A 26,004-nucleotide genomic window follows, 5' to 3' on the forward strand; every position below is an offset into this window, starting at 1 on the left:
GAAAGCGTATATGGCTTTATTACAAATTAGCGAGCCGGGTTTATCCGCTGCACCACATCAACGTCGTTTAGCTGTTGGTATTGATTTAGGCACGACACATTCATTAGTTGCCACTGTTCGCGGTGGGCAAGCGAAAACATTGACGGATAGTGAAGATCGTGACCTGCTTCCTTCGGTTGTTCGCTACCATGAAAAGGGCCTTGAAATTGGTTGGCAGGCCCGTCAACAGGCTGCGTGTGATCCTGCGAATACCATCAGCTCAGTAAAACGTATGATGGGACGCTCTCTGGCTGACATTCAGCAACGTTATCCAAATCTTCCTTATCAATTTCAAGCGAGTGAAAACGGGTTGCCGTTAATCAACACCGCAACGGGTTTGGTCGATCCTATTCAGGTTTCTTCTGAAATTCTTAAATCGTTGGCGCAGCGTGCAGAAGAAACACTGGATGGTAAGCTTGACGGTGTTGTGATCACGGTTCCTGCCTACTTTGATGATGCACAGCGTCAGGGAACAAAAGATGCGGCGCGTTTAGCCGGATTGCACGTTCTGCGTTTGCTTAATGAACCGACTGCGGCTGCGATTGCTTATGGACTGGATTCTGGTCAAGAAGGTGTGATTGCGGTTTATGATTTAGGCGGCGGAACATTTGACATTTCTATTCTTCGGTTAAGCCGTGGTGTCTTTGAAGTACTGGCAACCGGTGGTGACACCGCACTGGGTGGTGATGATTTCGATTTGATACTGGCTGACTGGATACGTGAACAGGCAGGGATTGATAATCGAGATGACCATAGTCTGCAACGTCAGCTACTGGATATGGCTACTCAGGTAAAAATCGCCTTGAGTGATGCTGATATTGCAGAGATAAACATTGCCGGTTGGCAGGGTAAAATCACCCGTTGCGAATTTGAAGCCCTGATAACCCCATTGATAAAACGGACTTTACTGGCAAGCCGCCGGGCATTGAAAGATGCAGAAGTCTCTGCGGATGAAGTTTTACAGGTGGTTATGGTGGGTGGTTCAACCCGTGTACCGCTGGTTCGTCATAGAGTTAGCGAATTTTTTGGCCGCGAACCGCTGACTTCCATTGATCCAGATAAAGTGGTGGCTGTGGGGGCTTCGATTCAGGCGGATATTCTGGTGGGTAACAAGCCAGATAGCGACATGTTGTTGTTGGATGTGATTCCTCTTTCACTTGGGTTGGAAACGATGGGGAGCTTGGTTGAAAAAGTTATCCCACGTAACACGACCATTCCGGTTGCTAAAGCGCAGGAATTCACCACCTTCAAAGACGGCCAGAGTGCAATGAGTATTCATGTAGTGCAAGGGGAAAGAGAATTGGTAAGTGATTGCCGTTCACTGGCCCGTTTTACCCTACGTGGTATTCCGCCATTACCGGCTGGTGGGGCCCATATCCGGGTCACTTTCCAGGTCGATGCTGATGGCTTGCTGAATGTCAGTGCGTTGGAGAAATCCACTGGCGTCGAAGCTTCTATTCAGGTGAAGCCTTCCTATGGCTTATCTGATGAAGAAATTGCTCGTATGATAAAAGATTCTATGGCAAATGCTCAGGAAGATATCAGTGCGCGCCAACTGGCAGAACAAAAAGTGGAAGCGGCACGGGTACTGGAAAGTGTCACCAGTGCGTTAGAAAAAGATGCTGATCTACTGAATGAACAAGAACAGGCGGCAATTGATGCGGCCGTAGAAACACTTATAAAAAGCGTTCAGGGCAATGATCCTGAAATTATTGAAAACGCAATTAAACAACTGGATAAGCAAACGCAGGAATTCGCTGCACGCCGGATGGATTCATCTATTCGTCGGGCGTTGGCGGGCCATTCTGTGGACGAGATTTAATTATGCCGAAAATTGTATTTTTACCTCATAACGATCTTTGCCCTGATGGCGCAGTTCTGGAAGCCAAAGAGGGGGAATCCATTCTGAATGTTGCATTGCGCAATGGAATTGAAATTGAGCATGCTTGTGAAAAATCCTGTGCTTGCACAACTTGCCATTGCATTGTTCGTGAAGGTTTCGATTCACTGGAAGAGAGCTCTGAACTGGAAGATGACATGCTGGATAAAGCTTGGGGGCTAGAGCCGGAAAGTCGTCTGAGTTGTCAAGCTAGAGTCTCTGATGAAGATTTAGTGGTAGAAATTCCCAAATACACCATTAACCATGCCCGTGAGCACTGATTGGCAGGAGAAAAATAAATGAGCCTGAAATGGTCCAATAGCCGTGAAATCGGTGAAGCGCTATATGACAAATTTCCTGAGGTAGATCCAAAAACGGTTCGCTTTACTGATATGCACCAGTGGGTTTGCGAGCTGGACGATTTTGATGATGTGCCTGAGAAATCCAATGAAAAGATTTTAGAAGCGATTCTGCTCGTTTGGTTGGATGAATTTGAATAACAAATAGCATTAATTTGTTATTTATCTGTCATCGTTTTAAGTTAGGCTGAACTTCTGAAAAACTGGCTTTGGCCGGTTTTTTTGTAGGATGAATATCGGGCAGGCGAAGAATTATGTAGGTAATACCCAATGGATTTCAAGATGGATCGCGACGGCAAGGGAGCGAATCCCCGGGAGCATAGGTAACTATGTGACCGGGGTGAGTGAGTGCAGCCAACAAAGAGGCAACTTGAAAGATAACGGGTATAGAAGCTTGAATAAGCTCCTTACTGCCATTAAGCGGTAATAATAAGAGGTGAGAAAAGAATGACCAAACAAATCATGCCAATAACACTGTCTTATGAACCAGCAGCAGCTTGCTGGGGTGAAAAAGCGCTGATTAGTTCCAGTGAGCAAGGGGTGATGATTCACCTGGTTGGTAAAGGTAAATTAGGGGCGGTTCAATGTGCCGGGCGTAAAATTGACGGGCAGGGAATTCGTCATGTGGCTCTGGTTGGCGAAGGTTGGGACTTGGAGAAAAGTTGGGCTTTCTGGCAAGGGTTCCGTGCGCCAAAAGGTAATCGCTCTATCGAATGGCCTCAATTGCCCGCGGCTGAAAAACAGGAGCTGGAAAGCAGAATTAAAATTATTGATTGGGTGCGTGACACCATCAATATGTCAGCGGAAGAGCTTGGGCCGGAACAATTGGCGAAGCGTGCGATTGATCTGATGTGTGGTATGGCTGGTGAGTCAGTCAGTTATCGCATCATTAAAGGCGAAGATTTACGTGAACAGGGTTATATGGGTATTCACACCGTTGGCCGTGGTTCTTCTCGTGATCCGATCTTATTGGCGTTGGATTACAACCCAACTGACAACCCACAAGCGCCGGTATTTGCCTGCCTGGTAGGTAAAGGCGTCACATTTGATACTGGCGGCTACAGCCTGAAACAATCTTCCTTTATGGATTCCATGAAATCGGATATGGGGGGAGCAGCCACTCTGACAGGTGCATTGGCACTGGCAATCAGTCGTGGCTTGAAACAACGGGTTAAACTGTTCCTCTGCATAGCGGATAACATGGTCAGTGGTAACGCCTTTAAACTGGGTGATATTATTCGTTACCGCAATGGCAAATCTGTTGAAGTGATGAATACCGATGCAGAAGGTCGTCTGGTGTTGGCTGATGGTTTAATTGATGCCAGCAGAGAAAAAGCGAAGTTAATCATTGATGCGGCAACCTTGACCGGAGCGGCGAAAACGGCTGTGGGTAATGACTACCACTCTGTACTCAGCTTTGATGACAAACTGGCGGCTGATCTGTTGACGGCGGCTGCATCTGAGAATGAACTATTCTGGCGTTTACCATTGGCTGAATTCCATCGTAGCCAACTGCCATCGAATTTTGCTGACTTGAACAACGTTGCTGGGTCATCGCATACTGCGGGTGCCAGTACTGCGGCGGCTTTCCTGTCTCATTTTGTGGAAGAATACCAAAAAGGTTGGATTCACATTGATTGCTCGGCAACTTATCGTAAATCTGCGGTAGAACATTGGTCCGCTGGTGCAACGGGTTATGGGGTTCGTTCGATTGCTAATTTGCTGTTGGCGAAGGCGAAATAAATTTATTTTATCTAAAAAACTGATTGGAGATTTTTATGGGTTCATTAAGTGAATTAGTTTCGGTTGAGATTGATGTTCCAAGTGGTAGTAAAATAACACTTAGCCAACCGGAAGAATATCCTTCGCAGCTCATTGAAGCTTTGGTCAGTTTATTTAGCCAACGTAAACCTGTTCGCCGTGCTTTTATCATACAAACTCATGATAAAAATGTGGATGAAAACCCCAATTTATTAATTGGACTGGAAATAAATGGCACCGCAGACGAAATTGAACAACTGATCCATGAAGCGGGCACTATTGCTTGTGAATACACATCGGAAGAAGAGCCGATTGACTTCTGTTTGGTTGATGAAAAAGAGCGTGGCATCAGCCATTATTTGATTCAGCATACGCAGCCATTTTACCAGCGTAAATTAGGCAGTTGGTTACGTGGAAGCATTCCGGTTATGAATAAGTGACTATTTAGCGAGTGATAATATACCCGTCATCTTTCAAGTTGCCTCTTTGTTGGCTGCACTCACTCACCCCGGTCACATCGTTATCTATGCTCCCGGGGATTCGTTCCCTTGCCGTCGCGATGCATCTTGAAATCCATAGGGTATAAATAGTAATTTTAGCTAACAACTGAGTTTATTGTTTATATCTAGATATTACCACAACCATTACTGATTCAAGTAAAAATTAGAGAGTCTGAGTCCAGTAAAATACAGGGCTCAGACCTTGATGATCGCGTGATTTAATTACTCTTATTAAATATTTTTTTGCAAAAAATAATTTTAATAATTACTTTATAAATTTTTCTTTTAACTCGAATGGATAAAATAAACTAAAAATCATAAAGATATAATTACAATCTAGTTTTATTTTTTATATATAATAAGACAATATTAAATCGGTAATTGCAAATAATAAACTAAAAATCAAAAGAATAATATGAAATAGAGATATTTTTTATAAAGAAAATGATAGTAAAATTCAATACCAAAGATAATAACGAAACAAATAAACTCAAATCCTGATAACCTGTAAATAACTCAGTGCCTCCATCATATATTAACTTCTTGTCTTTTAAATAAATCAAATTATTCTCAATTGACATTTCCATTTTTTACAATAAATATAATTTAATTCTCTCAGGGAAAAACTTTACATAATAGATAAAGTATTATCTGATAATACTTGTTTTCTTTGTTTTCTTTGTTTTCTTTGTTTTCTTTGTTTTCTTTGTTTTCTTTGTTTTCTTTGTTTTCGACTTGTTCCAATAGTTACTTAATAAAATTATTAATAAATGATTTTATAAAATTTTTGAAATTCACCACATAAATAGTTAAATAGATAATAATTTTAAAAGAAAATATTGTTAAAAATTAGCAATATTTTCTGTCTTAAATAGCTATGTTATATAAAACAATTGTTTATTTGTTTTATGCTATTTTTATCACGTTTATATTAAAAAAATATGTTAATTATTTTTTACGTAATTAGCTTTAGTGTTACTTTTATGGGTAGGGATTTTTAATTGCGTGGCCGGGATAGCCCATTGTGTATAGGTTTTATTGACAGGTGTTTAATTAAATAGAAAGGTTTTATACCCTATGGATTTCAAGATGCATCGCGACGGCAAGGGAGCGAATCCTAGGGAGCATAGGTAATTATGTGACCGGGGTGAGCGAGTGCAGCCAACAAAGAGGCAACTTGAAGGATAACGGGTATATATCTAAGCTTTGAACTTATGGAGAAATATATGTCTGTAAAGAGGAAAGTTTCATATTTGGAAGAAGTTAGTGGTTCAGCAAAGGTAAACGAGGTATTGACCTGGCTACAGGCTTATATTCCAGGTAAAGATCCTAATATTGTCGTTAGGCATGAGCCCAGTAAAGATGCGGCGAAAGAATTAATCCGCAGTGATTACCGTTGGGGGCATCAGAGTGATGACAAATCTGAAACTTTCCAATTAACGTATAACTTCCTGGAGAGTGAACCAGATGATATGCCGTGGATTATTTCTGGATTTTCAGCATTTAATGAAGAACAGAAAGCTGCTGCAAAGCTGTCAATTCAATCTTGGGCTGATGTCGCGAATATTAAATTCACCGAAACCTATGATATCAAGGAAGCGAATATCACTTTTGGTTTCTTTGATTTTAGTTTAACAGATGATTATGCGTTTGCTGAGATGCCGAATTCAGGTTTTAAACAAGTAGGAACTTGGTATAACGCGGAAAGCCGTACTTTCTTAAAAAATGATATTGGAGTGAATGGTTATGGTCGCCATACATTTACTCATGAGATCGGCCATACACTGGGGTTGGATCATCCGGCTGATTATGATGCATCTGATAAGATAATTCCGACTTACAAGAAAAGCGCTACCTATTTTGAAGATAGTAGTGCTTATACCGTCATGGGTTATTTCAGTGAAAAAAATACCGGGCAAGATTTTAAAGGTATTTATTCCGCCACGCCATTACTTAACGATATTTCTGCCATTCAGTCGGTGTATGGCGTGAATAATACTACCCGTACCGATGACACGGTATATGGTTTTAATTCCAACACAGATCGCGATTTCTTTACGGCAAAAGATGCCAATAGCAAACTCGTGTTCACTGCCTGGGATGCGGGTGGTAATGATACCTTTGATTTCTCTGGTTTTACTCAAGATCAACGTATTAACTTGAATGAAGCCTCTTTCTCGGATGTGGGTGGTCTGAAAGGAAACATCTCTGTCGCCCGTGGTGTCACGATTGAAAATGCGATGGGTGGCAGTGGTAATGACATTCTGATAGGGAATGATGCCAATAATACTCTGAAGGGTGGTGCAGGTGATGACATCATCTACGGTGGGCTGGGAGCAGATCATCTTTGGGGTGGGGAAGGCAAAGATACATTTGTCTACTTGAACGCCAAGGAGTCACCTTTCCTTGAGCGTGATTGGATTCATGACTTTGTTTCCGGTGAGGACAAGATTGATGTGTCATTGTTCGATCTGGATGAAGTAGGAAAAGGCACTATTAAGTTTGTCGAGGAATTCACTGGCGCTATTGGGGAAGCCGTGATCAGCTATGATAGCGTTAACAAGGTAAATGATTTCGTTATTAATATGGGGGGAGAATTATCTCAAGATGGTTTTGGGGTGAAGATCGTTGGAGAGCCGCTGACAGAGGCTGATTTCATCCTTTCATAACACAAAAACACAACCGCATCTGACTGGATGCGGTTATTCGTTCAATGTGCACTTTCCTCTCTTCTGGTTGACGTCAAACCCTTTCAAGCTGGCGATAGATATTGTGAGAAATATCGTCAGTATCCGGGATCAGGATATGTTGGCAATATTTTTGGAAATAAATTTGGCATTAATGGCAATATTAGTTTTACGAATAACCTGATTTTTGGGGAAACCATATCAGTCTGAGCTGATTTAACTAGTGGTTGGAGTTCCTAATTTACTATTTTTCTATTATACCCGTCATCTTTCAAGTTGCCTCTTTGTTGGCTGTACTCGCTCACCCCGGTCACATAGTTACCTATGCTCCCGGGGATTCACTCCCTTGCCGTCGCGATGCATCTTGAAATCCATAGGGTATATATAATAAGTCAAATACATTTGAATAAGTAATTAATGGTGTGATTTTTTTATTTTGGAACAATAAACAAATAATCTATTTTTAATTTAAAATTATTTATTGATGATATTGGGTGTAATTAATGTATACATTGTTCGTATTATTTCATTATGACAAAACAATATATGTGGAAGTTAGTTTTGGTTTGAAATTGTTTCATGTCGGTGTTAAATGTAATTAACGTTTACATTAGTTGTATAATATGATTATTATAAAATAATATGTAATCAGACTAGTTGATAGTTTTTATGTGTATAAATATACATTAATCAATGTAACCAAATGATAAATAATGTCTTTTTATGGTGAAATCTGTTTCCTATTGGAATGCGGATAGGTCCATTTTTCAAAGAATTATCAAAGTAAATTCGGTGTTAATTGGGGAACAGGAGGTTTAGTTTGTCTTGCTAATTACTTAATTATTTGTGAAATAATTTACATTGGATATTAATTCAAAATGGACAAAATACAGCAGGGATTTAGCATTCATGCCAGTGAATATATTCAATAAATCCATTTTCATTTAGTTGTGAAATTCAGTGTAGGCCAATAAAAAATTGCACAAAATCAAAGGCGCTTATTAAAAAACAGGAACAAAAATGGAATATCTTTTGCCGGTTCACTTGGTGAATCGTTTATTCCGTTATCAGGAAAATAATTGTCGAAGAATTGCTAATTATACGGCTATTAACCGGGCTATTACCGCCGGCGTCCAAGAGAATGTGCTGTCTGAGGATTTTAATTGATGCTTGGTGTGTGCCCGTTTTTATTTCTTGGAGGGAAGAAATAAGGGCAAAACATTTGTGATGACTGTTGAGAATGACAGTTTTCAAATAACTAACAGATTCGTTGAGGTAGTAAGTAGATGAAAGATAGCATGGCTAAAAAGGAAATTATCTTTGACGCTGGATTAGTGCAAGTACCGTCAGACAAGGTCGGTGACGACATATCTGCTCAGAAACTTAATTTGTTATCAGAGGCTGAACGTACACTGTTGTTGGAAACTTGGAATGCCACTGAAACCGTCTATCCTGACCAGTTAGGTATCCATCAATTGTTTGAACGACAAGTGGAGAAAACCCCGACCGCGACGGCGTTAATCGCAGGAGATAAGACCCTGAGTTATGCGGAATTGAATGCTTGTGCTAACCGACTGACTCATCAACTGATTAAACAGGGGATTTGCCAGAATGATCATGTGGCAATCCTGTTAGAGCGATCTATCGAATTGGTGGTAGCTCAATTGGCTATTCTCAAGGCGGGGGCGGTTTATGTTCCTATCGATACCGGCATGCCGGACGAGAGAAAAAATGGGTTGATAAACGATTGCTTAGCCAAATTGTTGCTCACCGACGCACAAGCGAATATCCCGACTAATCTGGATGTCCCGCTAATTCGTCTCTCTGATGAGACAGGCGCGAACAAGGCGGAAGAGAGTTTCAATCCTGACTTACTTTATTCCAGTACTGCGCCAGCGTATATCATGTACACCTCCGGCTCGACTGGCACCCCAAAAGGGGTGATCGTGCCTCACCGCGCTGTGGTCCGACTCGTTATTAATAATGGTTATGTTGAAATTGAACCCAATGATCGGGTTGCTTTCGCGGCTAACCCGGCTTTCGATGCCAGTACTTTTGAAGTGTGGGCACCTTTACTCAATGGCGGGGCATTGGTGGTTATCGACCACACCACTTTGTTGACGCCGCCGGAATTTGTACAGGCATTAGACCGTTATCAAATTAATCTCTTATGGTTAAGCGTCGGCCTGTTTAACCGGCTAGCGGCGGAATTGTCCCCAGTGTTGCCACAGTTGAAAAATCTGATTATCGGCGGCGATATTCTTGACTCCCATGTGATTTCCCAGGTTTTACGCAAGAACCCGCCTCAGCAGTTATTGAATGCCTATGGGCCGACCGAGGGCACCACCTTTACCACCACATACCGGATTGAAACGTTATCCCCAGGAACAACCAACATTCCTATTGGTCGACCCATTGCCAATACGCGGGTTTACTTACTGGATGAGCAGGGCCAGCCCGTGCCATTGGGGAGGATGGGCGAGATTTATGTTGGTGGCGACGGGGTGGCCTGTGGTTATCTCAATCGCCCTGAATTGACCACTGAACGCTTTTTGGTTGATCCATTTAGTGATGCACCGGATGCGCGAATGTACCGGACCGGCGATTTAGCTCGCTACCTGCCGGATGGCAATCTGGAATTTTTGGGCCGCAACGATCAGCAAGTGAAAATCCGCGGGTTTCGGATTGAACCGGGAGAAATTGAAGCCCGATTGGTGGAGTATTCCGCAGTACGTGAAGCGGTGGTATTAGCGTTAGGTGAGGGGCAGGACAAGCAGTTAGTTGCTTATGTGTTGGCAGAGTCGGATAACGAATTGCCTACCCACTTGCGTGAACACCTAAGTGCGCGGTTGCCTGATTATATGGTGCCGGTGGCCTTTGTGCGGTTGGATGAATTCCCGTTAACTCCTAATGGCAAACTGGATCGTCGGGCATTACCGGCACCGGGGGAAGACGCCTTTGCTCGTCAGGTTTACGCCGCACCGCAAGGGGAGCGGGAAATTGCATTGGCGACTATCTGGCGTGAGTTACTGGGTATTGAGCAGATAAGTCGGCATGACAGCTTCTTTGCCTTGGGCGGCCATTCACTGCTCGGCGTGCGCATGATTGAACAGCTACGCCATTTAGGGCTGACATTGGCTGCCCGCGACCTGTTTCAATTGCCAATACTGGCAGAGTTGGCCCAAACATTGGGGCAGCATCAGATTGTGACAGTGCCGCCGAATGTCATTACCCCGGCGACCATTGAATTGACGCCAGCGATGTTGCCGTTAATTGATTTGACTCAGCCTGATATTGATTACATCGTCGGGCAGGTACCGGGTGGAGTGGTCAATATTCAGGATATTTATGCGCTGTCACCGTTGCAGGACGGTATCTTGTTTCACCATCTACTGGCGAAAGAAGGTGATCCTTACTTGCTGGCCTATCCAATGATCTTTGCTGACCGTGGTTTGCTAGACCGCTATTTATTTGCGGTACAACAGGTGGTTGACCGTCATGATATTTTGCGTACCGCTTTTATCTGGCAAGGATTATCCGTTCCGGCGCAGGTGGTTTGGCGTCAGGCCCCATTGTCAGTCACTGAACTGACGCTGAACCCGGCTGACGGACCGGTTGGTGATCAACTGGCGCAACGTTTTGATCCGCGGCAATACCGTTTCGATTTAAGTCAGGCACCGTTGTTACGCTTTGTGATAGCACAGGAAGAAGATGGCCGCTGGTACGTACTGCAATTACAACATCACCTGATTGGCGACCATACCACGCTGGAAGTCATGAACCTCGAAGTTCGGGCCTATCTTGAGGGACAGGGCGATAACCTGCCGACACCGGTACCGTTCCGTAATCTGGTGGCTCAGGCTCGGCAAGGGGTTGACCAGACAGAACATCACCGATTCTTTACCGACATGTTGGCAGAAGTGGATGAACCGACGTTACCGTTTGGGCTGACCGAGGTACATCGTGATGGTTCTCAGGTCACACAAGCGCACCGGATGTTGTCTCCCATGCTGAATGATCGTTTACGTGCTCAGGCGAGACGTATAGGTGTCAGTCTGGCAACCCTGTGCCATCTGGCTTGGGCACAGGTGCTGTCGCGTACCAGCGGACAAGAGAAAGTGGTGTTCGGCACCGTGCTATTTGGGCGTATGGCCGCCGGGGAAGGGGCCGACAGCGGTATGGGGCTGTTTATCAATACATTACCATTGCGGCTGGATATCGATGATACCCCGGTACACAATAGCGTCAGGGTAGCGCATACCCGGTTAGCCGGATTACTGGATTATGAGCATGCTTCATTGGCGTTGGCTCAACGTTGCAGTGGGGTACAGGGCGGCACACCGCTTTTTAGTGCCCTGTTGAATTACCGGCATAATGAGCAACCGATGGTCCCGCATGAGATGGTGCCGGGTATTGAATTTCTCGGCGAACAGGAGCGGACCAACTACCCGTTTGTGCTGTCGGTGGAGGATGGTGGCGATACACTGGGGCTGACTGCTCAGGTAGTACAACCGTTTGATTCAGAACGAGTATGCGGTTACATGCAACAGGCGCTGGAAAGTCTGGCGGATGCCCTTGAACAGGCGCCGGAAACGCCGGTACGGGCGCTAAACGTTTTGCCTGCATCGGAACGCACGTTATTGCTGGAAAACTGGAACGCGACTGAAACACCGTATCCTGAGCAACTCTGTATTCATCAGTTGATTGAACATCAGGTGGAAAAAAAACCGGAAGCCACGGCGCTGGTGTATGAAAATCAAACGCTCAGCTATGGACAATTGAATATCAGCGCTAACCGGCTTGCTCATCAACTGATTGCCTTGGGCGTCGTGCCAGATCAACCAGTGGCGATTTGCATGGCAAGTTCACTGGCGCGGGTAATAGCGGTGCTGGCGGTGCTGAAAGCGGGCGGAGCCTATGTGCCGTTGGACCCGGCTTATCCGGGAGAACGACTGTCACATATCCTGACCGATGTAGCCCCGGCTAGGGGGTTGAAGGTAATGGAGGTGAGGACAATAGTGCTGGCGGATAGTACCGGGCGGGCTGCATTGGGTGAGCAAACGCTTGCGGGACTGACGGTACTAGACCCGAATATCTTACCTGACCAGCCGGACAACAATCCGCAGGTTTCTGCCTTAACTTCTCGCCATCTGGCCTACGTGATTTACACTTCTGGATCGACCGGGATACCCAAAGGGGTAATGATTGAGCATCGTGGGCTAGTCAATCTTATCCGGGATAAAATCACCCAATTCGACATTCGCCCTGTTAGCCGGATGTTACAGTTTGCTTCATTTGGCTTTGATGCCGGTGTCTGGGAAACCATGATGGCATTAGGCAGTGGAGCCTGTCTGGTTATTCCGGCCGAAACTGTTCGTCAAGATCCGAGTCGCCTCTGGCATTACCTGGAAGAACAATCGGTGACGCACGCCTGCTTGACCCCGGCTTTGTTACGAGAAGGGTCCGATTTGCCAACGATAGCAATAAAACCGACATTAATATTGGGCGGTGAAGCGCCCAGTCCCGTGCTACTACGGGCGTTAAGTCATCAAGCAATCCTATTTAATGCCTATGGCCCGACAGAAATTACCGTCTGTGCCACCAGTTGGCGTTGTCCATCACACTATACTGATGTGTTGGTTCCCATTGGGCGCCCGACAGCGAATACACGTATTTATCTACTGGATAACCGCGGCCAGCCAGTTCCATTGGGCGCAGTGGGGGAACTCTATATTGGTGGGGATGGTGTCGCTCGTGGCTATTTCAATCAGCCAGATCTGACTGACGAACGTTTTCTAGCTGATCCATTTAGTGATGCTGCCGATGCCAGGATGTACCGGACCGGGGATTTGGTGCGCTACTTACCGGACGGCAATCTGGTGTTTGTTGGCCGTAACGACCAGCAGATTAAAATCCGTGGTTTCCGCATTGAGCCGGGAGAAATTGAAGCTCGGTTGGCAGAACACCCTATGGTGCGTGAAGCGCGGGTCGTGGCCTTGGGAGATGGGCAGGATAAACGTTTAGTTGCCTATGTTGTAGCCGATGCGGATAGTGGACTGGCGGCCAGTTTGCACACTCATTTGAGCGCTATATTGCCTGATTATATGGTGCCGGCGGCCTTTGTGCGTTTGGCGGCCTTCCCGCTGACGCCAAACGGTAAATTGGATCATCAGGCATTACCGGCACCGGGAGAAGATGCCTTCGCCCGCCAGATTTATGTCGCGCCACAAGGGGAAATGGAAATCGCAGTAGCGGCTATCTGGTGCGAATTATTGGGCGTTGAGCAGATAGGCCGACACGATAATTTCTTTGCCTTGGGCGGACATTCCCTGTTGGCAGTGCGGATGATGAACCGGATAGCCGCTTTCAGTGTTGACCTGCCGTTGGCCGCGTTGTTTATGTCTCCGTCATTGGCGACATTTACCGGGAAGATTTGCGCACAACGTAATACGGGCAGTGATAAATTGCCTGAAATTAGGCCAATATCCCGTGATAGTGTTTTGCCGTTATCGTTTGGTCAGCAGCGTATGTGGTTTCTGGCGCAATTTGAGGGGGTTAGTGATACCTACCATATTCCGACAGCCCTGCGTTTACGTGGACGGCTAAATCTTTCTGCTTGGCAGCAGGCCCTGAATCGACTGTTTGCTCGCCACGAGGCGCTCCGTTCTGTTTTTATCACCGTTGATGGTCAGCCTCAGGTTGAACTGTTACCAGCGGAATTTGGTCTACCGGTGAAAAAATACGATTTGCGTAAAGCATCTAACGTGAACGAACAATTTAAGCGCTTGTGTGTACAGGAAGCTGAAACGCCGTTTTATCTTGCTCGTGGCCCCCTAATTCGTTGCGCACTGATCCAACTGGCCGATGAAGAGCATATATTCTTACTGACTCAGCATCATATTATCTCCGATGCTTGGTCTTTAAAGATACTTGAATCAGAACTGGCTGCACTTTACGCTGCTTGTCTAAATCAACAGCCTGATCCGTTGCCGCGATTGACCATTCAATATCCTGATTATGCGGCCTGGCAGCGGCAGGTATTTTCTGGTGAAGGAGTACAGGCACAGCGTGATTACTGGCGTCGGACGTTGGCAGATGCACCGGTATTGCTTGAGTTGCCGATAGACAAACCTCGACCCTCCCAGCAATCATTTACCGGAGGTCGGGTCGCGGTGCACATTGATGCCACGTTGGTACAGGCGCTAAAACATCTGGGACAACAGCACGGTACCACACTGTTTATGACAGTGTTGACCGCTTGGGCTGTGTTGCTGTCGCGTTTGTCCGGGCAGGATGATGTCGTTATTGGTATACCGAGCGCTAACCGTAATCGGCGGGAAATTGAACCGCTGATTGGTTTCTTTGTTAACACATTGGCGTTGCGTATCGATTTATCCGATATGCCGGATGTGGTCACTCTACTGCGGCGTGTACGGCAGACGACACTAGAAGCGCAGGATCATCAGGACCTGCCTTTCGAGCAGGTGGTAGAAATTGTTCAACCGCCACGCAGACCGGAGCATACGCCACTGTTCCAGGTAATGTTTGCCTGGCAGGAGAATGAAACAGAGGAATGGCAATTACCGGAATTGGCGGTAACGTCATTCGAGCTAGGATACGATATAGCGAAATTCGATCTGCAACTGGAATTAACGGAAAAGGCAGGCGAAATTGTTGGAGAACTGAACTACTCTTCGGCCCTGTTCGACCATGAAACCATCGAAAGACAGGTTGGTTATTTGCAGGCCATATTGCGGGCAATGGTGAACCAATCTCAGCAACCTGTCACGGCTATCGATATTTTGTCATCCGCTGAACGGCAGTTATTGCTGGAGAATTGGAATACGACCGAAGAACCATACCCTACTCAGGTGTGTGTTCATCAGTTGTTTGAACAACAGGCAGAGAAGACCCCGGATGCCATAGCGGTGGTGTATGAAAATCAGACGCTTAGCTATGCAGAACTGAATGCCCGCGCCAACCGGCTAGCCCACCAGCTTATCGCCTTAGGCGTAACGCCGGATCAGCGGGTAGCGATTTGTGTGACACGCTCACTCGCGAGGGTCATCGGGTTGTTGGCGGTGATGAAAGCGGGCGGGGCCTATGTGCCGTTAGATCCAGCCTATCCCGGTGAACGTCTGGCTTATATGCTCACTGATGCGACACCGGTTATTTTACTGGCGGATAATGTTGGGCAGGCCGCGCTAGGTGAGGACGTTTTGGCGACGTTGATTGTGCTCGATCCGAATACCTTGCTGGAGCAGCCAGACCATAATCCGCAAGTATTTGGACTGACCCCACAGCATCTGGCCTATGTGATTTACACTTCCGGCTCAACGGGCAGACCAAAAGGTGTGATGATTGAACATCGTAGCGTGGTTAATTTGACGCTGACACAAATTACTCAGTTTGATGTTTGTGCCACCAGCCGAATGTTGCAGTTTGCTTCATTTGGGTTCGATGCCAGTGTCTGGGAAATCATGATGGCGCTGAGCTGTGGGGCCATGCTGGTTATTCCTACAGAAACCGTGCGGCGAGATCCACAGCGCCTTTGGCGTTACCTGGAAGAACAGGCAGTGACCCATGCCTGTTTGACGCCGGCTATGTTTCATGATGGAGCCGATTTACCGGCGATAGCGATCAAGCCAACATTAATATTTGCAGGAGAAGCACCGAGTACTGCGTTATTTCAGGCACTGTGCAGCCGGGCCGATTTGTTTAACGCTTATGGGCCGACGGAAATTACCGTGTGTGCGACCACCTGGAATTGCCCGTCAAATTATACCGGGGGATTAATCCCCATCGGCAGCCCGACCGCCAACAAACGCCTTTATCTGCTGGATGAACACGGCCAGCCAGTCCCATTGGGCACCGTGGGGGAATTGTATATTGGTGGCGTTGGGGTAGCGCGTGGCTATCTCAATCGCCCTGAATTGACGGCTGAACGTTTCCTGCATGATCCGTTTAGAGATGAAGCGGATGCCCGAATGTACCGTACCGGGGATTTGGCCCGCTACTTGCCGGACGGCAATCTGGTATTTGTTGGTCGTAATGACCAACAGGTTAAAATCCGTGGTTTCCGCATTGAGCCGGGAGAAATTGAGGAACGATTGATTGAACACTCTGAGGTAAGTGAAGCGCTGGTATTGGTGTTGGGTGACGGGCAGGATAAACGACTGGTGGCTTATGTGGTGGCGCCAGCGGATGACGGACTGGCGGCCAGATTGCGTGAGCACCTGAGTGATATTTTGCCTGACTATATGATACCGGCGGCTTTTGTGCGTTTGGATGCCTTTCCGCTGACCCCTAACGGTAAGCTGGATCGCCGGTCGCTGCCAGCACCGGGGGAGAACGCCTTTGCTCGCCAAGCTTACCAAGCGCCACAAGGGGAAATGGAGATAGCATTAGCCACTATCTGGCGCGAATTGCTGAATGTTGAACAGGTTGGCCGACATGACAGTTTCTTTGCCTTGGGCGGTCACTCGCTGTTGGCAGTCAGGATGATTGAGCGTTTACGGCGTATAGGATTGGGCCTGTCGGTGCAAACACTATTCCAGCATCCGACATTAAGTGTATTGGCCCAATCTTTGGTGCCGCATCGTGAAATTAGCGTGCCTGATAACGGTATTACCGCGGATACGACTGTGCTGACGCCAGCCATGTTGCCGCTGATTGATCTGACTCAAGCTGAAATTGATCGTATTGTTGAGCAAGTACCGGGTGGAATTGCCAATATTCAGGATATCTATGCGCTGTCACCGTTACAGGATGGCATTTTATTCCACCATCTATTGGCAAATGAGGGTGATCCCTATCTACTGATTACTCAACAGGCTTTTGCTGATCGACCCTTACTTGACCGCTATCTGGCTGCGGTTCAACAGGTGGTTGACCGCCATGATATCTTGCGTACCGCCTTTATCTGGGAAGGGTTGTCTGTGCCGGCTCAGGTAATTTGCCGTCAGGCGCCTTTGTCCGTAACGGAATTGACGCTCGACCCGGCTGATGGGCCGATCAGTAACCAACTGGCTCAACGTTTTGACCCGCGCCGGCATCGAATTGACCTGAATCAGGCGCCGTTATTACGTTTTGTTGTGGCGCCGGAGAGCGATGGTCGTTGGATTGTGTTGCAATTGCTGCATCACCTCATTGGCGACCATACCACGTTGGAGGTGATGAACAGCGAAGTGCAAGCTTTTCTCTCTGGGCGAATAGACACCGGGCGAATAGACAGCTTGCCTACGCCGGTCCCATTCCGCAATCTAGTGGCGCAGGCTCGTTTGGGTGTCAGCCAGACAGAGCATACCCGTTTCTTTACCGACATGCTGGCTGAGGTGGATGAGCCGACACTGCCATTTGGGTTGGCGGAAGCACATCATGATGGTTCACAAGTGACGGAATCTCACCGGATGCTGACAGCAGGACTGAACAAGCGCTTACGTGGTCAGGCGCGGCGGTTAGGCGTCAGTGTAGCGGCGCTATGTCATCTGGCTTGGGCACAGGTGCTATCGCGTACCAGTGGGCAAACGCAAGTGGTGTTCGGTACGGTGCTGTTTGGACGTATGCAAGCGAGAGAAGGATCTGATAGTGGCATGGGGCTATTTATTAACACCTTGCCGTTGCGATTGGATATCGATAATACCCCGGTGCGGGACAGTGTACGCGCCGCACATAGCCGACTGGCGGGATTGTTGGAACATGAGCACGCTTCACTGGCGCTGGCGCAACGTTGCAGTGGCGTAGACAGTGGAACGCCACTTTTTAATGCGCTGTTGAACTACCGACATAATACCCAGCCGGTCACACCAGATGAAATTGTGAGTGGCATCGAATTCCTTGGCGCACAGGAGCGGACCAACTATCCATTTGTGTTGTCGGTAGAGGATGGTGGCTCTGATCTAGGGCTGACGGCTCAAGTGGTGCAACCATTCGATCCAGAACGGATATGTGACTATATGCAACAGACGTTGACAAGTCTGGTGCAGGCGCTTGAGCAGGCGTCCGATATGCCGGTACAGCAGTTAGAAATTCTGCCGACAACTGAACGCACATTATTGTTAAAAACCTGGAACACCACTGAAACGGCGTACCCTGAGCGGTTGTGCATTCATCAACTGTTTGAACAGCAAGTGGAGAAGACCCCGGATGCCACGGCGCTGATACATGAAAACCAATCCCTTAGTTATGTGGAATTGAATGCTGATGCTAACCGATTGGCTCACCAACTTATTGCGCTGGGTGTCGCGCCGGATCAGCGGGTGGCGATTTGCGTAGCAAGTTCACCGGCGCGGATAGTGGCGCTGTTGGCGGTGTTGAAAGCGGGAGGCGCTTACGTGCCATTGGACCCGGCCTATCCGGGTGAACGTCTGGCCCATATTTTGACTGATGCTGAACCGATTATTTTATTGGCAGATAGTGTTGGACGTTCAGCTTTAGGTGAGCAAATGCTTGTGGGGCAGACAGTGATTGATCCGCATTTATTGCCTGATCAATCGGATAACAACCCACAACTATCTACATTGACCTCCCGTCATCTGGCTTATGTGATTTACACCTCTGGTTCGACCGGCACGCCAAAAGGGGTGATGGTGGAGCATCGTGGGTTAGTCAACCTTATTCAGGATAAAATCGCTCGATTTGACATTTTCCCCGCTAGCCGGATGTTGCAGTTTGCTTCATTTGGTTTTGATGCGGGTGTCTGGGAAATGATGATGGCGCTATGCGGTGGTGCCGCTCTGGTTATTCCTGATGAGTCTGTTCGCCAGGACCCACACCGCCTTTGGCATTATCTGCAAGAGCAGTCAGTGACGCACGCTTGTTTGACTCCGGCTTTGCTGCGGGATGGGGCTGATTTGCCGGTGATAACGGTAAAACCTACCTTGATATTGGGCGGTGAAGCGCCCAGCGTGGCGTTGCTTAAAGCGTTGCGCAACAAGGCTACGGTATTCAATGCTTATGGTCCAACGGAAATCACCGTTTGTGCAACCAGTTGGCGTTGCCCACTAAACTATACCAATGTGTTAATTCCCATCGGGCGCCCAACAGCCAACACCCGTCTCTATCTGCTAGATGCCCTCGGTCAGCCCGTGCCGCTAGGGGCAGTGGGTGAACTCTATATTGGTGGCATCGGTGTGGCGCGTGGCTATCTCAATCGTCCTGAACTGACCGACGAACGTTTCCTTGCAGACCCATTTAGTCATATTGCTGATGCCCGGATGTATCGAACTGGGGACTTAGTTCGCTATCTGCCGGATGGCAATCTGGTGTTTGTTGGTCGTAACGACCAGCAGATTAAAATCCGCGGTTTCCGCATTGAACCGGGAGAAATCGAAGCCCGGCTGACAGAATACTCCGGGGTGCGTGAAGCGCTGGTACTGGCCTTAGGCGATGGGCCGGATAAACGGCTGGTGGCTTATGTGGCGGCGGAAGCAGATGACGGGTTGGTTAACCGTCTGCGTGAACATCTGAGTGGGTTGTTACCTGATTACATGGTACCGGCGGCCTTTGTGCGGTTGGATGCTTTTCCGTTGACGCCTAACGGCAAGCTGGATCGCCGGGCGTTACCCGCACCGGGGGAAGATGCTTTTGCCCACCAGATTTACGCTGCGCCGCAAGGAGAAACCGAAACCGCATTGGCTGCTATCTGGCGTGAATTACTGGGCGTTGAACAGATTAGCCGGTACGACAGCTTCTTTGCCTTGGGGGGCCATTCGTTGCTTGCGGTACGGATGGTTGAACGTTTGCGTAATTTGGGTTTAACGCTGGCAGTACGTGATCTGTTCCAATCCCCGATACTGTCTGAACTGGCGCAAACATTGAGGCTGAATCAGACCGAAAAAGTGCCGGCCAACATGATTACACCGGCCACCACGGTGTTAACGCCAGAAATGTTACCGCTGATTGATCTCACTCAGTCTGAAATTGATCACATCGTCGAACAGGTACCGGGCGGGATAGCCAATATTCAGGATATCTATGCGTTGTCGCCGTTACAGGACGGTATCCTGTTCCACCATTTGCTGGCAAACGAAGGCGATCCCTATCTGTTGGCAGGTCAAATGGCTTTTGCTGACCGGCCTCTGCTGGATCGTTATCTGGCGGCGGTTCAGCAGGTGATTAACCGTCATGACATCCTACGGACCGCCTTTATCTGGCAAGGAATATCCGTTCCGGCGCAGGTCGTTTGCCGTCAGGTGTCGTTGTCGGTGATGGAATTGCCATTAGATCCGGCTGACGGACCGATCAGCGAACAATTAGCACAACGGTTTAACCCACGTCAATATCGTCTCGATTTGGGGCAGGCGCCGCTGTTGCGCTTTGTGGTGGCACAGGAGAGTGATGGTCGTTGGATTGTTTTGCAACTGATGCATCATTTGATTGGCGACCATACCGCGCTGGATGTGATGAGCCACGAAGTTCAGGCGTACCTTGACGGGCAGGACGGCAACCTGCCAGCCCCAGCGCCATTCCGTAATCTGGTGGCGCAGTCCCGATTAGGGATAAGTCAGGAAGAACATACCCGTTTCTTTACCGAGATGTTGGCTGAGGTTGATGAACCGACGTTACCGTTTGGGCTGGCGGAAGTTCGCCATGATGGCTCGCAGATGACCGAATCGCACCGGATGTTGACCCCTGAGTTAAATAACAGTTTACGTGGTCAGGCTCGGCGATTGGGGGTGAGCTTGGCTGCCCTATGTCATCTGGCCTGGGCACAGGTGTTATCACGTACCAGCGGACAGCAGCAGGTAGTATTTGGCACCGTCTTATTTGGGCGCATGGCGGCGGGTGAAGGGGCTGAAAATGGCATGGGGCTGTTTATCAATACCTTGCCGCTACGGTTGGATATGGATGATACCTCGGTACGAGACAGCGTACAGGTAGCACATCACCGGCTGGCGGGATTATTGGAACACGAATATGCCTCGTTGGCACTGGCTCAACGTTGTAGCGGGGTGCAGGGAGGAACGCCTCTATTTAGTACCTTGCTGAACTACCGACACAATATAGCTTCGGTGGAATCGAATGAGATCATGAGCGGTGTTGAATTTCTCGGTGCACAGGAGCGGACTAACTATCCGTTTACGCTGTCAGTAGAAGATTTTGGTGATGCACTGGGGCTGACAGCGCAAATCGTCCAGCCGTTTGATGCCGAGCGGGTGTGTGGCTATATGCAACAGGCGTTGGAAAGTCTGGTGGGTGCACTGGAGCACGCCTCGGAAACCCCGGTTCAGCGGTTGGAAATTTTATCGGCAGTAGAAAGGAAACGGCTACTGAAAGTCGGCAATGGCCCGCAAACGACATATTCCAACTCGTTGTGTATTCATCATCTGTTTGAACAGCAAGTGGCGAAAAATCCTGAGGCAACGGCACTGGTCTATGAAGAGCAGACTCTTAGCTATGCAGAATTGAATGCATATGCTAACCGACTGGCTCATCAGTTAATTGAACTCGGAGTGGAACCCGATCAACGGGTGGCGATTTGTGTCACGCGTTCACCGTCAAGAGTGGTGGCGCTACTGGCGGTACTCAAAGCGGGTGGGGCTTATGTTCCCTTAGATCCAGCCTACCCGGGTGACCGGCTAGCTTATATGCTCACGGATGCGACACCGTCGGTGGTACTGGCAGATAATGTGGGCCGTACTGCGCTAGGTGAACAGGCGCTGACGGCGTTAACGGTACTTGATCCGAATGTTCTGCCTGATCAGCCGGATAATAATCCGCACGTCCCGGCGCTAACCTCACGACATCTGGCGTATGTGATTTACACTTCTGGTTCCACCGGTACACCAAAAGGGGTGATGGTCGAACATCATGGCTTGGTCAATTTAATTTGGGAGAAAATCACCCAATTTGACATTTGCTCGGATAGCCGGATGTTACAGTTTGCTTCATTTGGTTTCGATGCCAGTGTCTGGGAAATCATGGTGGCACTGTGTGGGGGAGCTACCCTAGACATTCCGGTTGATAGCGTTCGTCAAGACCCGCTGCGCCTGTGGCGTTATCTGGAAGAACGGCGGGTAACACACGCCTGTTTGACCCCGGCTCTGTTACGGGATGGGACCGATTTACCGGCGATAACGATAAAGCCCACCTTGATACTGGGCGGAGAAGCACCCAGTGCGGCGTTGTTGCAAGCATTACGTGGTCGGGCAACACTGTTTAATGCTTATGGCCCGACAGAAATCACCGTCTGTGCAACCTGCTGGCGTTGCCCGCCAGACTATACTGATATGCTGATCCCTATTGGGCGTCCGACAGCGAATACCTCTATTTATCTCTTGGATAATCACGGCCAGCCAGTGCCATTTGGGGCAGTGGGGGAATTGTACATTGGTGGTGCCGGTGTCGCGCGTGGCTATCTCAACCGCTCTGATTTGACGACTGAACGTTTCCTGACAGATCCGTTCAGTGATCAACCGGATGCTCGTATGTACCGAACCGGGGATTTAGCCCGCTATCTGCCAGATGGCAATCTGGTCTTCGTTGGTCGTAATGATCAACAGATTAAAATCCGGGGTTTCCGCATTGAACCGGGTGAAATCGAAGCGCGGTTGATGGAGTACCCTGCTGTGCGTGAGGCGATTGTATTGGCACTGGGAAATGGTCAGGATAAACGTCTGGTGGCTTATGTCGCAGCTGAGGCGGATGACGGACTGGCTAGCCAATTACATCGTCATTTAAGAGCTTTATTGCCTGACTATATGGTGCCGTCAGCCTTTGTGCGTCTGGACGCCTTTCCGTTGACTCCGAACGGCAAATTAGATCACCGGGCATTGCCGGCGCCTGATCAGAACGCGTTTGCCCGTCAGATCTATGAAGCGCCACAAGGCGAAACAGAGATCGCCTTGGCGGCTGTCTGGCGTGAATTACTGGGGGTTGAGCGAATTGGCCGGCATGACAACTTCTTTACCTTGGGTGGACACTCGCTGCTTGCTATGCGGATGATCAATCTGGCCGCAGAACGAGGGTTGATTTGCTCATTGAATAATCTGTTCCAATTCCCGGTGCTAGCGGAACTGGTGGCAGAGATCACCTCAGATCCGTTGTCTCAATTGCAAAACAGCGCCATACCGGTGCGACCGGATGGAACCGAACCGCCGCTCTTCTTCGTGCCGAGTGGCATGGATGACTATTCCTATGTTTTTGGGCTGGCTCAGCATATTCAGGCGGATTACCCGATTTATGCGCTACCTTGGCCGTCTATCAATGAGGAACAGGCATCGACCATTGAAGCTCTGGCGACCAGAATGATCACCTTTATGAAGGCAGTGCAACCAGAAGGCCCGTATCGGATATACGGCTACTCTTCTGGCGGTATACTGGCTTATGCCATTGCTCAGCAGCTGTTGTATGCCGGAGAGACCGTTAATTTCTTGGGGCTAATTGATACACCGGCTCCGCACTGTTTCAAGACACGAGTCGATCAACCTAAACTTCAGTTCCTTGCTGAATTGGCAAGGCAGTCAGTGGATGAGCATCCTCAAGAGATTGCTGCATTGCATCAGAAAATGGACGAACTGAATTTAGTGCAATTTATTGCAGCAGCGCAGAAGTTGGAATTATACCCATCAAATCTGCGCCCTGACTTAATTGCCAAACGTTGGGTACAGATGGGAAATTATGTCCAGATGGTTAAGGATTATGAGCCGAAAGCGCTGGCGATAACGCTACATCAATTCTATGCGATGGAATCTTATCCACAGATTCCATTTGTTACCGATGTTGCGCTACAGTCCGTAACGATGGAACCGTCGTTAGGTTGGGAACAGATAGTTCCTGACTCTTCGCTACAGTTAACCTCGGTTCCGGGGGATCATTTTAGTCTGATGGAAGATAGTGAAAATAAAACTATTTTGGCTAAGACCTTAAGCAGGGCGTTGGCAATGAATTGTGAGGCGGAGGCGCTGTAATGCCAGAAGGCTATACTTAAATAAAAATAGTTAAAAATCAATTTGTCCGGTGAGCGGTTTTTATAATAGCCGGACAATCTTGCTGAATATATACCCGTCATCTTTCAAGTTGCCTCTTTGTTGGCTGCGCTAACTCACCCCGGTCACATAGTTACCTATGCTCCCGGGGATTCACTCCCTTGCCGTCGCGATGCATCTTGAAATCCATTGGGTATAAATGAGGAAATAGCGTAATCGTTAACTGTTTTTGTTAACAGAATAGCTGTCAGAATAAATATCACCACAGATATTCCGATTAAAACATTTGGCTATATGGGTGAGAGCCATGATTATACTTTTCTCAGTGAAGAGGGAATGTTGCTATGGGGTTATCTTGATGTTATTAAATATTTTGTTCAACATGCTGTTATATCGGTGGTGACAATGGGGGGCATTAAAAAATTGTATTTTTTTGAAAAAAAGAGTTGATCTTTATCAGCACCCGTTAAGAAGATAGAAAAATTCAGAAATCGCTTATCCTGTTTATGCATGATGTTATGCAGCGGCTTTTGCAGTAGATGCTCCTTTGAAAGTAGCTAGTCCCAGTTTACCGAAGGATTTACGTATTGATATAGGGAGAATAATGGAAGTAAGTTTACAACGTGAATTCATTATTGCCGCTGAACTAGTCAATCGCTACGCCAACGGCATGCTGCTCAGTACGCTGTTTTTTCATGAAGCTCTCAACCGTGATGCGAAAAAAGATAGGCACTTATATTCTGTGGCAGTGATATTTCTCTGCCCATTATTATCCCGTTTTAACCTAAAAAGGAAAAGAGAAGGAAAAGAGAATGAAAACTGAAATATTAGCCAATATGCAGACTCGTTGTATCGGGCGTTATCTGATTGATATTCCCTTGGCATTTGAAAACATCATCAACAATGAGATATTTATTGATGATGCAAAAATAGAAACCAAGCGTATGCATCTATCCGCATTTGAACAGCGCATAGAGATAAGAGAGCAAAAATTAAGGACGACTAAAACTGCCGATCCGAAAGATCTGCCCTTTTTAAAGAAAGTTTATCATCTCCAGGGAAAATTATATGGCGTGATTTTTGATAGAAATAATAGTGTCAGTGAACCCGGTTTTTCCAGAATATTAGAAGCCCATTTATATGATAATGAGGTTGCTTTTATTATAGAAATGAAATTTATAGAGATATCAGATGATAAATATAGTTATTCAAGAAACCTTTATATAAACTCTGGATTGAATGAAAGCCAATATAAAATGTTTTCTCAAACTCTGGACAAAATGCAAAGGCTAATTGCCAGAATCAGTGGCAGAAAGGATAGTGATATTCCGATAGAGGCAGGAATCTGTATCCCTGATGGTTTTATTGCCGACTATAATAATGAAAAAGAAAATATAAAGTTTGTCTATCAAGGAAATCAGGATGATAATTTCACATTCAGTCTTGAAATTATTAATGACTTTAAAGGGGAAGGCACTTTACTTGAACGTATTAGTGCGATTGAAAGGGATTGGTTTATTAACTATGGCAAGATAATAAGAAAGGGGGAAAGAGAAATAAATGGGATTCATGGGGATGAGTTATTAGCAGTAGATATGCAATCTCTTGACAATAATCCGCGTTATCAATTTGATTTTATTGCAAATGATATGGTATTGAATGATAAAAAAATCTGTGTTGTTATTATGTTAATGAATTACCAGTTACCTGCAACGCCATATACCGAAGATGAATTGATCGCGTTTTGGGATGCAATCACGAAAACCTTTCGTAGAGGACCGGATGCTTTCGAATAGCGATGAAGTGAGAGGGATAGTGTTTTAAATAATTCACTAATGGGATCATCCGTCC

Annotated in this window: 11 protein-coding genes and 1 pseudogene; 11 read left to right on the top strand and 1 reads right to left on the bottom strand. The window is 47.2% G+C overall.

Annotation, left to right across the window (positions count from 1 at the left end; genetic code table 11):
• Nucleotides 1-10 precede the first annotated feature (10 nt).
• From hscA to LGZ98_RS13160, 6 genes and pseudogenes are all read left to right on the top strand, one after another.
• Nucleotides 11-1,861, top strand: coding sequence for a Fe-S protein assembly chaperone HscA (hscA, locus tag LGZ98_RS13135; protein ID WP_113041712.1), 1,851 nt, complete (start codon nt 11-13; stop codon nt 1,859-1,861).
• 2 nt (nt 1,862-1,863) lie between these two features.
• Nucleotides 1,864-2,199: an ISC system 2Fe-2S type ferredoxin gene (gene fdx, locus LGZ98_RS13140; RefSeq protein ID WP_036779209.1), complete on the top strand. Its 336-nt coding sequence runs from the start codon at nt 1,864-1,866 to the stop codon at nt 2,197-2,199.
• An 18-nt stretch (nt 2,200-2,217) separates the two neighbouring features.
• The gene (gene iscX, locus LGZ98_RS13145; RefSeq protein WP_113041713.1) at nt 2,218-2,418 is read left to right on the top strand and encodes a Fe-S cluster assembly protein IscX; all 201 of its coding nucleotides are present in this window, start codon (nt 2,218-2,220) and stop codon (nt 2,416-2,418) included.
• An 88-nt stretch (nt 2,419-2,506) separates the two neighbouring features.
• Nucleotides 2,507-2,704, top strand: a complete 198-nt coding sequence (locus LGZ98_RS13150) for a hypothetical protein (protein ID WP_146748067.1) — start codon at nt 2,507-2,509, stop codon at nt 2,702-2,704.
• 20 nt (nt 2,705-2,724) lie between these two features.
• Nucleotides 2,725-4,020: an aminopeptidase PepB gene (pepB, locus tag LGZ98_RS13155; protein ID WP_113041714.1), complete on the top strand. Its 1,296-nt coding sequence runs from the start codon at nt 2,725-2,727 to the stop codon at nt 4,018-4,020.
• A gap of 65 nt (nt 4,021-4,085) precedes the next feature.
• A pseudogene (locus tag LGZ98_RS13160) lies at nt 4,086-4,478 on the top strand (enhanced serine sensitivity protein SseB C-terminal domain-containing protein); the annotation flags it as partial.
• A 4-nt stretch (nt 4,479-4,482) separates the two neighbouring features.
• Here the strand turns inward: LGZ98_RS13160 and LGZ98_RS13165 are convergent.
• Nucleotides 4,483-4,644, bottom strand: coding sequence for a hypothetical protein (locus tag LGZ98_RS13165; protein WP_228900769.1), 162 nt, complete (start codon nt 4,642-4,644; stop codon nt 4,483-4,485).
• Nucleotides 4,645-5,764: 1,120 nt separating this feature from the next.
• Here LGZ98_RS13165 and prtA point away from each other — a divergent pair.
• The 5 genes from prtA (at nt 5,765) to LGZ98_RS13190 (ending at nt 25,949) form a co-directional block, all read left to right on the top strand.
• Entirely contained in the window at nt 5,765-7,207 is a 1,443-nt protein-coding gene (gene prtA, locus LGZ98_RS13170) for a serralysin (protein ID WP_262978164.1), read from the top strand.
• 1,038 nt (nt 7,208-8,245) lie between these two features.
• On the top strand, nt 8,246-8,392 hold the full coding sequence (locus tag LGZ98_RS13175; RefSeq protein ID WP_158536515.1) for a hypothetical protein: 147 nt from the start codon (nt 8,246-8,248) through the stop codon (nt 8,390-8,392).
• 119 nt (nt 8,393-8,511) lie between these two features.
• Nucleotides 8,512-24,135 carry a non-ribosomal peptide synthetase gene (locus LGZ98_RS13180; protein ID WP_262978165.1) on the top strand — a complete coding sequence of 5,208 codons (15,624 nt, stop codon included), beginning with the start codon at nt 8,512-8,514 and terminating at the stop codon, nt 24,133-24,135.
• Nucleotides 24,136-24,757: 622 nt separating this feature from the next.
• On the top strand, nt 24,758-24,976 hold the full coding sequence (locus LGZ98_RS13185; protein WP_228901679.1) for a hypothetical protein: 219 nt from the start codon (nt 24,758-24,760) through the stop codon (nt 24,974-24,976).
• Entirely contained in the window at nt 24,966-25,949 is a 984-nt protein-coding gene (locus LGZ98_RS13190) for a Tli4 family immunity protein (protein WP_113041720.1), read from the top strand. The genes LGZ98_RS13185 and LGZ98_RS13190 overlap by 11 nt, the downstream gene beginning before the upstream one ends.
• Nucleotides 25,950-26,004 lie beyond the last annotated feature (55 nt).

Source organism: Photorhabdus kayaii (genome assembly GCF_025384895.1).
GTDB classification, from domain to species: domain Bacteria; phylum Pseudomonadota; class Gammaproteobacteria; order Enterobacterales; family Enterobacteriaceae; genus Photorhabdus; species Photorhabdus kayaii.

Bases quoted from the DNA above. Each gene is read 5' to 3' on its own strand.
- fdx (WP_036779209.1), top strand. From the start codon at position 1,864: ATGCCGAAAATTGTATTTTTACCTCATAACGATCTTTGCCCTGATGGC.
- LGZ98_RS13175 (WP_158536515.1), top strand. From the start codon at position 8,246: ATGGAATATCTTTTGCCGGTTCACTTGGTGAATCGTTTATTCCGTTAT.
- LGZ98_RS13190 (WP_113041720.1), top strand. From the start codon at position 24,966: ATGAAAACTGAAATATTAGCCAATATGCAGACTCGTTGTATCGGGCGT.
- pepB (WP_113041714.1), top strand. From the start codon at position 2,725: ATGACCAAACAAATCATGCCAATAACACTGTCTTATGAACCAGCAGCA.
- LGZ98_RS13150 (WP_146748067.1), top strand. From the start codon at position 2,507: ATGAATATCGGGCAGGCGAAGAATTATGTAGGTAATACCCAATGGATT.
- prtA (WP_262978164.1), top strand. From the start codon at position 5,765: ATGTCTGTAAAGAGGAAAGTTTCATATTTGGAAGAAGTTAGTGGTTCA.
- iscX (WP_113041713.1), top strand. From the start codon at position 2,218: ATGAGCCTGAAATGGTCCAATAGCCGTGAAATCGGTGAAGCGCTATAT.
- LGZ98_RS13180 (WP_262978165.1), top strand. From the start codon at position 8,512: ATGAAAGATAGCATGGCTAAAAAGGAAATTATCTTTGACGCTGGATTA.
- LGZ98_RS13185 (WP_228901679.1), top strand. From the start codon at position 24,758: ATGGAAGTAAGTTTACAACGTGAATTCATTATTGCCGCTGAACTAGTC.
- hscA (WP_113041712.1), top strand. From the start codon at position 11: ATGGCTTTATTACAAATTAGCGAGCCGGGTTTATCCGCTGCACCACAT.